The sequence below is a fragment of the Tissierella sp. QWL-11 genome, assembly GCF_058683765.1.
This window is the reverse complement of record NZ_CM178750.1, coordinates 788080-801870: the sequence shown is the minus strand read 5'-3', so window position 1 is coordinate 801870 and position 13791 is coordinate 788080. Positions and strand designations below refer to the sequence as shown.

Genomic DNA, 13791 nt, shown 5'->3' with positions numbered 1-13791 from the left:
TATAATCCTCCTATATACTTCCTACTTTTGTTATCTTCTTACTTATTAGATATCCTATAAATCCGCCTAATAGTATTAATAGTATATACAATATATCATTCATAGGTATCATTAATATTCCACCTAATATAGCTGAGACTAACAGTCCACTACAAATAGTAACTCCAATTTTAAATATATTTCTAGTGCTTTTAAAAACTATTACCTTGTTTTCATTTTCAACCTTTGAGCTCTTGTTGAATTTATAAGCTATCATTATATTTAAAAGTATTAAAACTACAGCTATTATATATTTGACTTGTAAATTATCTATAGTAGAAATCATAACCATGGATATATTAGATTCTGTGTATACTCCTTCATAATTATAATCTAAAGGATATATCCAAGGTAATAACCATTGTGAAAAATCATATACATTATTTAATATAGTGCTATTATATAGAGATCCTGAATTGATTTTTTCTAATGTAAATACTGATGACATCAATATAAATGCAGGAGACAACCATACTAAAAATCCTGTTACTATACCTCCTATTACATTGGTAAAGGTGTATTGAACCATAAATAAAAATGTATAGAATCCCAAGACTACTAGATATACAAGACCTATTTCCTTTAGTAAATTTCTAATTCCATCAAGTTTTATAAATGGTTCTGAGATATCACTTATGCTGTGGATATCTTTTATCCAAAACATATTATTGTTTCTTACAATTATTAGCCCTATGACTAGGACTATAAAAGCTAAGCTTAAATTGATTATCCCTGTTCCTAATTTTATCTTAAAAAACTCTTCCTTTTTTATTGGCAAGGATTTTAAAAATCTTCCCGTTTCTTGACCCTTTTCTGATTTGAACTGCATAAATATCTGCACTATAGAAATAAGTGTAAATAGTACTAATATCATAGGACTCACATTGTTTAGAACTCCCTGAATCAAACTTTGATTTCCTTCTATCCCGTGTAAAAATATCATCTCATATCTGCTATCTAGAAATACACTAAATACTATCGTTAAAAACAAGCTTGCTAGGATAGATAATAATAACATCCATCTCATAGATCTAATTTCGTGTTTCAATATGGATTTATTCATCTATCTCACCTCTATCTCCCTTTTTATTTGTATATATAAATATTTCTTCTAGGGTAATTCCTATGCTCTCAATAATTTCTGCCCCTAGATTTTTTAAATCATTTATTAATTTTTGACTATAGTTATCAGTAACTATGTAATACACACTACCTATCTTTTCAATATTTATAATTCCATCTATTTGACTTATGTTATCTTCTACATCTTCTTTAAATATTACCTGTAGCTTCTTAACATTTTCTTTTATCTTTTCTATATTAGATTGGTATTTAACTTTTCCCTTATTTAATATTGTAAATTCATCACAAAACTTTTCCAATTCCCCTATCTGGTGAGAACTTATCACTATGGTTACCTCTTTTTCATAGACCTGCTTTATAAGTATATCTAGTAAGTCTTTTTTGATAATAGCATCTAACCCTGATGTGGGTTCGTCTAATATCAATACTCCTGGTCTAGTAGATAGATTTAACATAAGTGATAATCTCATTTGCATCCCTTTAGATAATTGTTTTATCTTTTTATCTAGGTTTAAATTAAATATCTTATTATATTTTTCAAAATCCTCTCTTGAAAAGTTTTCGTATATACCAGAATAAAAATCCACCATTTCATCTAATTTATAGTCTTTGAAGTATTGATTTCTATCTGCTACATATCCAATTTTATTCTTCACTTTATTGTTGTCATACACATTCTCACCATCTATTAGGACTTTCCCTTCTTCTACAGCATATACTCCTGCCATCATCTGTAAAAGAGTTGTTTTCCCTGCACCATTTTCTCCTATTATGCCGTGGATAGTTCCTTTTTTAATCTTTATATTTATATTATCTAAAGCTTTAAATCCACCAAAAGATTTGCTTGCATCTATTACTTCTATCATTTTAGCCCTCCTTTTTGGATATCACTATATATCTTTTCTATTTCATCTATTGTCTTTTTTCTATCAAATCCTAAATGTGCTAATTCTATACAAATATCTCTCAGACTTTCTATAGATTTATTTATTCGATCATTGTCTATAGCAAAGTCCATATCTGAATTCATAAATGTCCCCTTCCCCCTCACCGTATGAATGATCTTTTGTCTTTCTAACTCTCTATACGCCTTACTAACTGTATTAGGATTTACAGATAGCATACTTGCCATCTGTCTTACTGAAGGCAATTTATCATCGGGCTTTAATATTTTTTTAAAAGATAATTCTTTTATATTGTCTATAATCTGTTCATAAATTGGTTTGTCACTTACAGTATTTATATTAAACATGGATTTCCTCCTTTCAGTGTATTAAGTGTATTACATATAATAGTACACTATAGTACACTTTTTGTAAAGTATTTATTAAAATAAGTCTAAAAAAAACAGGACCTGTAGATATGAAATTTTTTTATCTACAAGTCCTATTAGTATTTAAAATGGTTTAAATACTATATTTATTAAATTAGTATCTCTATCTAAAACAACTTCTGAATTCACATCATATAAATCCTTTATAAGCTCTTTAGTTAAAAGCTTTGCTGGAGATCCATAGTCTATTATCTTACCTTTTTTTAAAGCATACAGTTTATCACAATAAATAGCTGCTAAGTTTAAATCATGTATAGCGGATATTATAGTTATATTTAAACTCTTTGCAATAGACATAAACTGTAGTTGGTATTTTATATCTAAATGATTTGTAGGCTCATCTAATATTAGACATTTTGTATCTTGAGCAAGGGCTCTAGCAAGTATTATTCTCTGTTTTTCTCCTCCAGATAAGCTATTAAAACTCCTATCTTTAAAATCTTCCATTCCAACTTTTTGTAAAGATCCTAAAGCTATTTCATAATCATAAGCACTATCTCTTTCCATAAACTTTTTATGAGGAGATCTACCCATTAAGACCATATCTATTACCGAAAAGTCAAAAGCAATTTCATTGTGCTGAGACACTACCGCTATTTTCTTTGCTGTTTCTTTTATTGGAAAACTATCTAAAGTTTTATCATTGATAAAAATAGTTCCACTGCTAGGTTTTAAAGTACGATATATACATTTTAAAAGAGTGCTTTTGCCACTTCCATTGGGTCCAATTATTCCTACAAATTCTCTATTATGTATATGAATATCTATATTTTTTAATATCTTTTTTCCTCCAAGACATGCTTCTAAGCCTTTAGTACTTATCTCAATCATGATTTTCCTCCAAATCCATAGGACTTACTTATCATTAAATATATAAATACAGGAGCACCTATTATGGATATTAATATACCTATGGGAAGTTCACTTCCTGAAATTATTATTCTAGATAATACATCCGCCCATATTAAAAAGATAGCTCCACTAAGTGCTGTAATTGAAATTATTTATGATCTGTACCAAATAATATTCTTATAATATGAGGAATTATAAGGCCTACAAAACCTATTATCCCAGATGAATATACTATTAATCCCACCATTAAAGAGGATATAAGTAAATAAAATATCCTGTATCTATGAAGGTCCTTACCTAAAGTGATAGACACATCATCTCCTAAAAGCATCAAATTCAATGTCCTATACTGAGTTATAAAAAAAATAGTAGAAACTATTACTACTGGAAGAACTAATCTTATATTTTCCCAACTAGCTCCTGCAAGGCTTCCCATAAGCCAATATGTTATGTTTTTTATCCCTTCTTTGTTTTTAGAAAAATAAATTATAAAACTAGAAAAGGAAGAAGTTAATGTGCTAAGTGCCATTCCTGACAATAAAAGTTTTGTAGAATTTGCCCTTCCCTTTATATTTGACATAGATATAACAAGTAATGAGATTATAAAAGCACCTATAAAAGCCGATATTCCTACATAATTTGGTCCAAGGGATATTCCAACTCCAAGCATTATAGCAAGAGTGGCTCCAAAGGAAGCACCTGATGATATACCCAATATAAATGGATCTGCCAAAGGATTTTTTACTATTGCCTGCATAACCACCCCTGACACAGATAGGCCCATGCCAACTCCAATTGCTAAAATAATCCTAGGTAGTCTTATAAACCAAATTATATCTACTATCGAAGCACTAGGAAGTGTATCTACACTTCCTAGTGAAAAGGCCTTATAAATTATCACCCTATAGATATCTGATACAGATATTTCAACAGACCCCATTGTAACTGCTATGAATACCGAAATCACAAGGGAAACAAAAAGTAATATCCAAGTAATTATATAGATAGGAGTGCTTTTAAATATTCCTTTATTATTTAAATGTTTGTCCATTTCTATTTTTGAAGGTCAGGATATAGACCATTGCTAATTGATACTATCCCATCTAAAGTTCTAATACCACTAGCATAAACCTCACTTAACATTATTGGATATACTCTTTTATTTTTTACAGCTGAAATACTAGAAATGGAAGGATTATTCATAATTTTTTCTAGGGCAGCTTTTTCTACAACAGAATCACCATAATAAACTGTAAATATAACTTCAGGGTCTAAATTTACTAAGTCTTCAGCCCCTATTCGACCATTCTCACGAGCTACTAAGTCGGCTCCTACTAGTGTTGCTATATTTCCACCAATACTATTTTCTCCATATATTCTATAAGTATTATCTGAACCTACTTCTAATATAACAGTTTTTACAGAAGGACTGTCCTTAGAAAATTCCTTTGCCCTTTGAATTTCTTTTTTCATATTGTCTACTATTTCATTAGCCTTTTCTTCTACATTAAATATTTTACCTATATTTAATATATCTTCATATTCATTTTCTAAAGTATCAGGACTTTTTAATCCACTATTTTGTGCCATATAAGTATTTATATTTCTTTCATGCCAAAAATCTACATTTCCTAGTCTTTTCTCGTCAAATAAAGAATACCAACTTAAAATAAAGTCTGGTTCTATACCAAGAACTTCTTCTTTTGTAGGAAGGTTTTCATAGTATTTAATATCTTTAAATGCCTCTTTATATTCATCTTTTACATCATGATCTAAGCCAGATGCAGCAGCTATTTTATCTTCTAATCCAAGGGCTAATAGGGTTTCAATAGAGTTTTGATATATAGCTAGTACCTTTTCAGGTGCTTTTTCAAAAGTAATTTCTACAGGTTTCTTTTGGTAATTATAAGTTGTTATAGTTACAGGATAATGGGAATTTTCATCATCTTGTGCTTCTTCATTCTTTATGTTTTCATTTTGTACTTCATCTTTTTCTTGAGATACTTCTTTTTCATTTGAACAGGCAGTAATACTAAATAACATAGCTACAGCTAATAATAAACTTAAAATTTTTTTCACTTTTCTTGTCTCCTTTAATTTTAGTGCGTTCCTTCTATTACATCTATGTCTAAATCTAGAAACACTTTCTTTATTTCTTCTAAATTATCTTCCTTACATCTAACAGCACAACCCCCTAAGTGAAGTTTTTCAACTTCATTATCTTTAAGTTTTGCTGCTATTTTCTCTAATTTTTCTTCTCCATCTTCAAAACACATATTACAACTAAAAAAAGATAAAAGTTCTGTATCAATATCTTTATAAACTTCAAAGTGCTTATCTTTATTGTTGTAAGCTCTAAAGCAACCCATGGTTGAACATCTTCCACTAGTTTTGCCACACATTCCTATAGCAATTTTCATAGTATTCCCCTTTCAAAAAATCTTCTTTAAATAAAAAAAAACAGCTCCAATTTATATAAATGGGCTGAATAAACAAAGTTTCTCTCTTACCCCCTTTATAATCCGTAAAGTTCTGGCAAACTAAAATAGCTAGGTATTCTGACTTTAATATAATTTTTAAGTACATAAAAGATTATATTTCACAGTGGCGGTACCGTGTGGGATTTTAACCCAACTTCCCCTATAAAAAACTATTTTTATTCTTTAATTGTCTTCATAAGAATAATATATAATATAACATTTGTCAAATCATATTTTCTATAAAGCAATTTAAAGTTTGATATTTCAAGGGTATTATGTAATAATACGATTAAAGAATTTTAATGTAATAATAGAATAGGAGACAAGAATCTTGGAAAGATTAACAGATTTTTATAAGAAAAGTAAAGTAACATTTATATTTCTAACTATAATGATAGTTTATTTTATATTTATAACTTTAAATGGTGGGACTACAAATATTGAGGCACTTATAAAATATGGTGCTCTATTTCCTCCTTTTGTCATGGAATATAATCAATATTATAGATTTATAACTTCAATTTTTATCCATATAGGAATTATGCATATATTTTTTAATGGTTATGCCCTATATATATTTGGACCTCAAATTGAAAGACTTATGGGTGCTAAAAAATATCTATTATTTTTTCTCATAACAGGTATAGGGGGGAACTTAACCACATTTTTCTTTGATTTTGTCTCAATTTCTGCTGGTGCATCAGGAAGTTTATTTGGACTATTCGGTGCTTTTTTATATCTAGTCCATCGCCATAGGGATATGGTTACTCCAGCAGGCAGAAAAAGCATATTAAAACTACTTGGTATAAATTTAATATTGACACTAGCAATACCAAGTATAAGTACTACAGCTCACCTTGGAGGACTTGTAATAGGATACTTGCTTTCTTATATATTCATTAGATAAAATAAAAGATATAAAAGACATTTAATATAGAGTTAAATGTCTTTTATATCTCTCTTATAACAATATACTTACCTTGTTCTTCCCTTTTTCTTTTGATTCATACATAGCTTTATCTGCCCTCTGTAAAACATCACTACAGTTATTGTCACTAGTCTTAAAATAAGAAAAACCTACAGAAGCAGTTATACTGATAGTCTTATCTTCCACTAGAATTTCTTGTTTAGAAATTTCATTTAGTAATTTTTCACCAAATCTCGTTATATCTTCTTCTCTTAATCCTGGGAATATACCTACAAATTCATCTCCTCCCCATCGAATTAAGTGGTCTGAGCTTCTTATAAAATTACTTACTCTTTCTACAACTTCTAAAAGAACAATATCTCCTACTTTATGACCATATTTATCATTTACATATTTAAAATTGTCTATATCTAATATCATAATAGCTGGACTTTTTCCAATTAATCTATACTCCTGAAAAAATAATTTCAAATTCTTCTGGCCACATCTTCTATTAGATGTACTAGTTAATACATCTAAGTTCATTGCCTCTTCTAAAGATTTTGTTGAATTCAAAAAGCTCCTCTTTCCTATTAAATAAAGCACTATAAATCCTATCAATAAAACTATAAAAATATATCTTAATAATCTAGTTATTGTTTTACGAGATAGTGAATAAATTTCTTTATTAACCTTTTCTGTATAAGTATTGATATCATCTAGATGTACACCCATGGCAATTATCCAGTCATATTCCTCATAGAGTTTTGCATAGGTGATCTTTTCTGATATCTGGGAACTATTTAATTTTTTAAAATAATAAGTAAAAAACAACTCCCCATTTTTCTTTATCCCTTCCAATTCCTCTAAATATGGTAAATTACCTTTTATATCTTTCATATTTGTAGATAAATATGTTCCCTCTGTATCACTTAGATTTGGATGGATTCTACGAATTGCATAATTTTCTCCACCTTCATAGTTAATAATCTCATTTACCCATATATAAGAATCATTTGAAAATCTTCGGCTTCTTATTATATCTCCTATTTCTTTTTTTACGATTTCATCTACATAGGTTTTACTAACTCCAAAAACACCTTGAATACTCCCCTTTTCAATTACACCATAAGAAGACATGGAAGATTTGAAGTTTTTTATAGTATTCTCTATGGTTCCCCTGTGCAAATTTAGGGGGTCATATAAGACTTCTCCTGTATTATTGTTCCATAAAAAGGCTGTCCACATTTCAGAATTCAAGTTATTTTCAAAGCTATCTACAAAATTTTTTTCAAATTCTTCATTTTTAAAATCTAATTGATTTTGAAATTCACTTAATTTAAATTCTATATTTTTTTTATAATTTTTACATTTAGATTCTTTTAAGTTATCTATTTCCACAAAAATATTATTTACTGTATCCTTTAAAAAATCTTTTTTCAAATTCATAATTGTCTTTTCAGTTTGCTCTAAATATATTTTTTGGGTCTCATTATGAGATGAAAAATTGAAATACATAACCATTAAAGATATTATGATTGCTACTGAAAGTGTAATAATTGTGTATTTGTTTTTCAATTTTATCTATTCCTTTTAATTTTTATATACTAGAACCATAATCTACTTTTTCTTCTAATTCATTTTTTTCTTCAGTAACTAAATTTAACTCCTCTAATTTAGCTTCAAGTTCATTTTTCTCCTTTGTAAGTTGGTCTACTTCCTTAGATAATTGTTTAATCTTCATATTCTGTTTTATTTGTTTAATAAGTCCTAATAAAAGCACAATTATAGCCCCTACAATTGCAGATATAAGTATTACTACGGCTTGAGATATTGTAAATTGTGCAAGAAAAAACCTAACCTCTACATTCCCTGAATTTTGAATAGCAAATACTGCCACTAAAATAGCAAATATTAAAGAAATAATAAATTTAATTTCTGTATTTACTTTTAATTTCAAAATAATCTCCCCTTTAATAATTTATTTTTAAAACACTATATTGTATAAAGTTATTTATTGTTTTGATTATAGCATATGTGTAAGTGTTTTTTACATAATATTTTTTATTTTTAGTTAAAATAAAAAAAGCAGGATTAACCTGCCTTTTCTTACTTCTCCATATGAATATCCATTTGAGGATATGGTATTGAAATACCCTCCTGGTCAAATCTCTTTTTCACAGTCTCCATTATGTCAAAGTAAACTGTAAAATAATCTGGTGAATTTACCCATGCCCTAACTGTAAATCCTACAGCACTATCCCCATGTTCACTCATCCTTACAAATACATCTGGATCTTTTAGTACTAATGGATGTGAAGTAACAATTTCAGTAAGAACTCTTTTGACCTTGTCCCCATCCTGTTCATATCCTACTCCAAACACCCAATCCACTCTTCTAGTATCTTTTACTGAATAATTTACAATACTTGTATTTGAAAGATCTCCATTTGGTACATAAATCACCTTATTATCAGGAGTTTTCAAAGTAGTGTTTAGAATCTGAATTGACTCCACAGTCCCACTAAATCCATTTGCCTCTATAAAATCTCCCATCTTAAAAGGTCTCAATATAAGAAGAAGTATTCCTCCTGCAAAGTTTGATAATGAACCTTGAAATGCAAGTCCTATTGCGAAGCCTGCTGCAGCTATTATTGCCACAAAGGATGAAGTATCAACTCCAAGTATATTTACTACACTCAATACTAAAAGAACCTTTAAAATCCCACTAACCAATGACATAATAAAGGGTTTTAATGTATCATCAAGCTTTGACTTTTCAATCTGTTTTCCTACCAGCTCAGTTATTTTACGTATTACAATAAGCCCTACAAAGAGTACAATAATAGCAAGTGTAATACTCTTAGCCAGTGGTAAAAGTATTGTTGAATATATTTGTAACATAGACATCCCTCCGCTAACACATATACCCAAAAATAAAATTTCAAATCCTATATATTATTGACATTTACCTATCGAACTTGAACTTACTTGTCAGAATGGTCAACTACTATTTTTCTGCTTTTTTATGATTTTCCTAAAATATACTTAATAAAACCTTTCACTACATTATCATCGATTTGACTTAAAGCTTTGTTTTTCATGAGAACTGATAATATTAGCAATACATTAAAAATATTAATATATACATCTTTTAAGTCAAATGTAAAAAGACCCTTTACTAATATATAATCTAAGCTACCATTCCAAAAAACCTTATCAATCAATGAACATATAGAACCAGAAAATATAAAGGCATACATAGTATTAATAATTTTCTCAGTTTTAAATTGCCTATTTAAATATTGATAAAATAAATATATCAATATACTCATAATTGCTACTACTAAAATATGTATCCATTTACCAACACCTAATTGTAGCATAGAATTAAACCATGAATAGTCTCTATTGAACATAGGCTTAAAGTATAGAAAAGAAGGTAGTATAGTAAATCTTTTATCCAAAAAATTATTATTAATTATAATTTTAATCCCCTGATCTAACATTACTAATATAATTACTCCTAGATATGTATTTTTATTTTTGATTTTCAAATTCATTTTACACCCCATTATATAAATATTTTCTCTACCTTAGACTGTCTAAAAAAATCCATCTTACACCTATAAAACATAAAATAAACCTTATTGATTTATATTTATTATAGCAATTCAAATATTATTTATCCAATTAATATTTATGGGCTTTTCATACATTTAATTATTTAATAAATTTCTAAATATATACAATTAAATAAAAAATAGATAGTTAAGCTTATAATTTTAATAGCCTAACTATCTATCTCTTAAATCTATATTTAAATCTAATCTACTAACTTCAACAATAACAGGATTTACTATTATTTTTATCTTTATTTAACTCATTCATACAATAAATAGTATCACATATCTTATTTAATATGCTTTTTTCATGACTAACTACAATCAATCCTATATTTCTTTTTTTACATATTTTTAGCAATTTATTCCATATTTCTCCTTGGGTAATTCCGTCTAGCATGGTGGTCATTTCATCTGCAATGATGTATTTAGTATTTCTATTTAATGAGCGAACTATGGAAAATCTTTGTAATTCTCCACCAGATAGTTCAATAGGCCACCTGTTCATCCATTCATCCTTTATTCCAAATGTATCTAATAACTCTTTATCTGGGGTATAGCTTTCATTTATTATCTTCTCCATTTTCCATTTTGGATTCATAGATTTTTCAGGATGTTGAAGTATTAATTGTACCTGTTGAAATCCTGCTTTTTTCTTTTTTTCTCCATGAATAAATACTTGTCCTTCACAGGGTTTTTCATAATTTGCTAAAACTTTAGCTAAGGTTGTTTTACCACATCCACTATATCCAGATATTCCTACTACTTCTCCTGGGTTAATAGTCAAATCCACATTTCTAAATAGCCAATTATCCTTCTCATAATAAAATCCTAAATTTCTACATTTTAATGTCATTAAATTCCTCCATCTCTATAAATTCATTTTCAGGTAATGATCTCCATAATAGTTTTGCATATTCAGTTTTTAATTTGCTGCCATTACCTTCAAAAGCTTTTGCTGGTGATGTTTCTATATTTTTTCCATCTTTAAATATAGTTACATTATCACAGATTTTAAGAGCTGACATAATATCATGAGTAATTAACATAACAGCCATACCACTGTCTGCAAATTTTCGAAGTTGCAATAGTATAGTATCTAAAACTTCAGGATGTATACCTGGAGTTGGCTCATCAGCTATAACAAGCTCTACTCCTTTTCTTACACTAGTTGCAAATAAAACACGCCTAAGCATTCCTCCAGATAATTGAAAGGGATACAAATCTCCATCATCTTTGTTCAACCCATAGCTTTCAAATAAATTTTCTTGAATACTTTTAGCTTTTTCCTTAGGTAATCCTATTCTTACTTGATCTTTAACCTTCATAAGAGGATTTAAATAGTTTATTGATTGGGGAATAAAAGCAATCTCACTACCTCTTAATTCTTCAATTAATTCCTGAGACATTTTCCTTTCCTTATAATACATATCTCCCTCTATTGTAGCATTTCTAGGGAGAATACCCATAACAGCATGAGCTAGTAAACTCTTACCAGAACCACTAGCTCCTACTACTGCCAGTATTTCCCCTTTATTAATCTCAATATTTAAAGACTCCACTGGAGTTATCTCTTGTATATTTAGTCCCTTTGTATATTGACTAAATGAAATACATAAATCTTTGACTTTTAATATGTTCTCACTCATATTTGCCTCCTATATATGACTTGTTTGAGGAGTTAGTAGTGTATTTAATGATTCTCCAATATTATCAAAGCTCTTTACTAATATAATAAGTAGTAAACCTGGATATACAACTAGCCACCAATCTCCAATTGATATATGTTTTACAGCTTCAGATAAAATTACTCCTATAGATGGGACTTGAGCTGACAAGCCAAATCCTAAAAATGTCATAGAAGCCTCATGTAAGATAGCATGAGGGAATAGTAATAAAAACCCTATCATAACTTGAGGAATTATAGCTGGTAAAATATGATTTCTAACAATATACATTTTACTTTTTCCAAAGTTTTTAGATATCTTTATATATTCTAGATTTTTAATATTATTTACCTCGTTTCTAACAAGTCTAGCAAGTGTAGGCCAATGGGTTAGTGCTACTGCAACTACAACTCCCTTTGCACCTTTTCCCACAGCAAATGATATTAAAATCATAAATATCATATGAGGCATACCTATAAACATATCTATAAGCCATAGTATTATAGAATCTACTGTTTTCCCACATGTGGCAGCCATAACTCCTAAAGTAATAGCGAATATAGCTCCTATTAAGGCTCCTGAAAACCCTACTAACATAGAAAATCTTAAACCCTTGATAGTCCTTGTAAACATATCTCTTCCTAACCAATCTGTACCAAAAATGTGCTCACTATCTGGTGACAAACTTTTTTTTGCACTATTTGTCAATAATTTATCTTCACCTAAATAAAATCCTAAGATTACAATAATAGATATTATTACTAAAGATAATATTATAGAAAATATTAGTTTTTTTCTTGAATTTAATTTCATATTTGTTGTCCTCCCTGTTTCAAATATGGATTTATCCTTGCGTTTATAATATCTCCTATCATATTCCCTAAGAAAACAAAAACCGCACTTATCATTACAATTCCCAATAGTAATGGCATATCACTTTTTAATCCTGCCTCTGTCAATGTAGAACCTAATCCTGGATAAGAAAAGACTTGTTCAGCTAATATAGATCCTCCAAACAATTCTCCAAAATAAGCAAAGTGGATAGTTATAGCTGGTACTGTTGCATTTCTAAGAGCATGATTTTTAAATGTTTGGAAATTGCTCTCTCCTCTAGCTCTGGCAAAAAGTACATATTCACTATTTAATACATCTATCATTTTTTCTCTAGTATGCAATACTACATTTGCAGTTCCTAAAACGCTCAATGTAAGGGCTGGTAATATAAGGTGATGTATCTTCTCCCATATGGTAACTTCAGTTTTAATAACACCTATAGGAGCGGAAATCCCTATGGGAAACCAGCCTAGTTTTACAGAAAAAATTAATAAAAATATTAACCCAATCCAAAATGTTGGAACAGAAGCTTGCAAATATGCAAACCATTTTATTATTCTATCTGATAACTTTCCTCTATTAAAAGCTGCTATAGTCCCCAATGCTATACCTATAATCCCTGAAAGGGTCCAAGATATTCCCATTAATGCTGCAGAGGCCAATGCCTTCTCCTTTATAACTTCTATAACCGGTCTTTTATGTACTCTAGAAATACCCATATTGCCAGAAAGAATACTTTTCAACCAAGAAAAATATTGATTAATTGGTGGCTTATTAAGACCCCAATACTCTTCAATAGCTGCATATTGTTCAGGAGTTAAAGAAGTATCATAATCAACACTCGCCATTACAGGATCAATGGGCGAATTTTTCATTAAAATAAAAGTCAATATAGAAAGACCTAAAAGAAGAGTAAGACCTCTCAACAATTTATGAAAAATAAACCTAATTTGTTTTTTCAAATTTCTTCCTC

General features: G+C 28.9%; 17 protein-coding genes and 1 riboswitch. Of the genes, 1 reads left to right on the top strand and 16 read right to left on the bottom strand.

All coding sequences use genetic code 11. The features are described 5' to 3' along the window. Positions 1-10: 10 nt before the first annotated feature. The 8 genes from AC4PG3_RS03890 to AC4PG3_RS03855 form a co-directional block, all read right to left on the bottom strand. Positions 11-1102, bottom strand: a complete 1092-nt coding sequence (locus tag AC4PG3_RS03890) for a hypothetical protein (protein WP_492197762.1) — start codon at positions 1100-1102, stop codon at positions 11-13. Next, positions 1095-1988, bottom strand: a complete 894-nt coding sequence (locus tag AC4PG3_RS03885) for an ABC transporter ATP-binding protein (RefSeq protein ID WP_492197761.1) — start codon at positions 1986-1988, stop codon at positions 1095-1097. Before AC4PG3_RS03885 ends, AC4PG3_RS03890 begins: the two co-directional genes overlap by 8 nt. Continuing rightward, the gene (locus tag AC4PG3_RS03880) at positions 1985-2374 is read right to left on the bottom strand and encodes a GntR family transcriptional regulator (RefSeq protein ID WP_492197760.1); all 390 of its coding nucleotides are present in this window, start codon (positions 2372-2374) and stop codon (positions 1985-1987) included. The genes AC4PG3_RS03885 and AC4PG3_RS03880 overlap by 4 nt, the downstream gene beginning before the upstream one ends. Before the next feature lie 144 nt (positions 2375-2518). Beyond that, complete coding sequence (locus AC4PG3_RS03875) at positions 2519-3286, bottom strand: ABC transporter ATP-binding protein (protein WP_492197759.1); 768 nt, start codon at positions 3284-3286, stop codon at positions 2519-2521. Further along, a complete protein-coding gene (locus tag AC4PG3_RS03870; protein WP_492198195.1) occupies positions 3283-3450 on the bottom strand; it encodes an iron chelate uptake ABC transporter family permease subunit in 168 nt (55 codons plus the stop codon). The genes AC4PG3_RS03875 and AC4PG3_RS03870 overlap by 4 nt, the downstream gene beginning before the upstream one ends. 5 nt (positions 3451-3455) lie before the next feature. Next, positions 3456-4358, bottom strand: a complete 903-nt coding sequence (locus AC4PG3_RS03865) for a FecCD family ABC transporter permease (RefSeq protein WP_492197758.1) — start codon at positions 4356-4358, stop codon at positions 3456-3458. 2 nt (positions 4359-4360) lie between these two features. Further along, complete coding sequence (locus tag AC4PG3_RS03860; protein WP_492197757.1) at positions 4361-5386, bottom strand: ABC transporter substrate-binding protein; 1026 nt, start codon at positions 5384-5386, stop codon at positions 4361-4363. Between the two features lie 20 nt (positions 5387-5406). Beyond that, positions 5407-5727 carry a CGGC domain-containing protein gene (locus tag AC4PG3_RS03855; RefSeq protein WP_492197756.1) on the bottom strand — a complete coding sequence of 107 codons (321 nt, stop codon included), beginning with the start codon at positions 5725-5727 and terminating at the stop codon, positions 5407-5409. Between the two features lie 110 nt (positions 5728-5837). Continuing rightward, a riboswitch (cobalamin riboswitch) is annotated at positions 5838-5977 on the bottom strand. Positions 5978-6118: 141 nt separating this feature from the next. Between AC4PG3_RS03855 and AC4PG3_RS03850 the strand changes: the two genes are divergently transcribed. Continuing rightward, a complete protein-coding gene (locus AC4PG3_RS03850) occupies positions 6119-6694 on the top strand; it encodes a rhomboid family intramembrane serine protease (protein ID WP_492197755.1) in 576 nt (191 codons plus the stop codon). A gap of 54 nt (positions 6695-6748) precedes the next feature. Here the strand turns inward: AC4PG3_RS03850 and AC4PG3_RS03845 are convergent, their stop codons facing one another. The 8 genes from AC4PG3_RS03845 to AC4PG3_RS03810 all read right to left on the bottom strand — a co-directional run bounded on the left by AC4PG3_RS03845 (position 6749) and on the right by AC4PG3_RS03810 (position 13780). Then, positions 6749-8272, bottom strand: a complete 1524-nt coding sequence (locus AC4PG3_RS03845; RefSeq protein ID WP_492197754.1) for a diguanylate cyclase — start codon at positions 8270-8272, stop codon at positions 6749-6751. A 22-nt stretch (positions 8273-8294) separates the two neighbouring features. Next, positions 8295-8654: a LapA family protein gene (locus AC4PG3_RS03840; RefSeq protein WP_492197753.1), complete on the bottom strand. Its 360-nt coding sequence runs from the start codon at positions 8652-8654 to the stop codon at positions 8295-8297. A 149-nt stretch (positions 8655-8803) separates the two neighbouring features. Then, on the bottom strand, positions 8804-9598 hold the full coding sequence (locus AC4PG3_RS03835; RefSeq protein WP_492197752.1) for a mechanosensitive ion channel family protein: 795 nt from the start codon (positions 9596-9598) through the stop codon (positions 8804-8806). A 122-nt stretch (positions 9599-9720) separates the two neighbouring features. Continuing rightward, positions 9721-10257 (bottom strand): signal peptidase II, encoded by a 537-nt coding sequence (locus tag AC4PG3_RS03830; protein ID WP_492197751.1) that lies wholly within the window; start codon positions 10255-10257, stop codon positions 9721-9723. A 277-nt stretch (positions 10258-10534) separates the two neighbouring features. Beyond that, a complete protein-coding gene (locus AC4PG3_RS03825; RefSeq protein ID WP_492197750.1) occupies positions 10535-11173 on the bottom strand; it encodes an ABC transporter ATP-binding protein in 639 nt (212 codons plus the stop codon). Then, on the bottom strand, positions 11157-11966 hold the full coding sequence (locus AC4PG3_RS03820; RefSeq protein ID WP_492197749.1) for an ATP-binding cassette domain-containing protein: 810 nt from the start codon (positions 11964-11966) through the stop codon (positions 11157-11159). Before AC4PG3_RS03820 ends, AC4PG3_RS03825 begins: the two co-directional genes overlap by 17 nt. A gap of 9 nt (positions 11967-11975) precedes the next feature. Beyond that, positions 11976-12797: an ABC transporter permease gene (locus AC4PG3_RS03815; protein ID WP_492197748.1), complete on the bottom strand. Its 822-nt coding sequence runs from the start codon at positions 12795-12797 to the stop codon at positions 11976-11978. After that, entirely contained in the window at positions 12794-13780 is a 987-nt protein-coding gene (locus tag AC4PG3_RS03810; protein ID WP_492197747.1) for an ABC transporter permease, read from the bottom strand. Before AC4PG3_RS03810 ends, AC4PG3_RS03815 begins: the two co-directional genes overlap by 4 nt. Between the last annotated feature and the right edge of the window lie 11 nt (positions 13781-13791).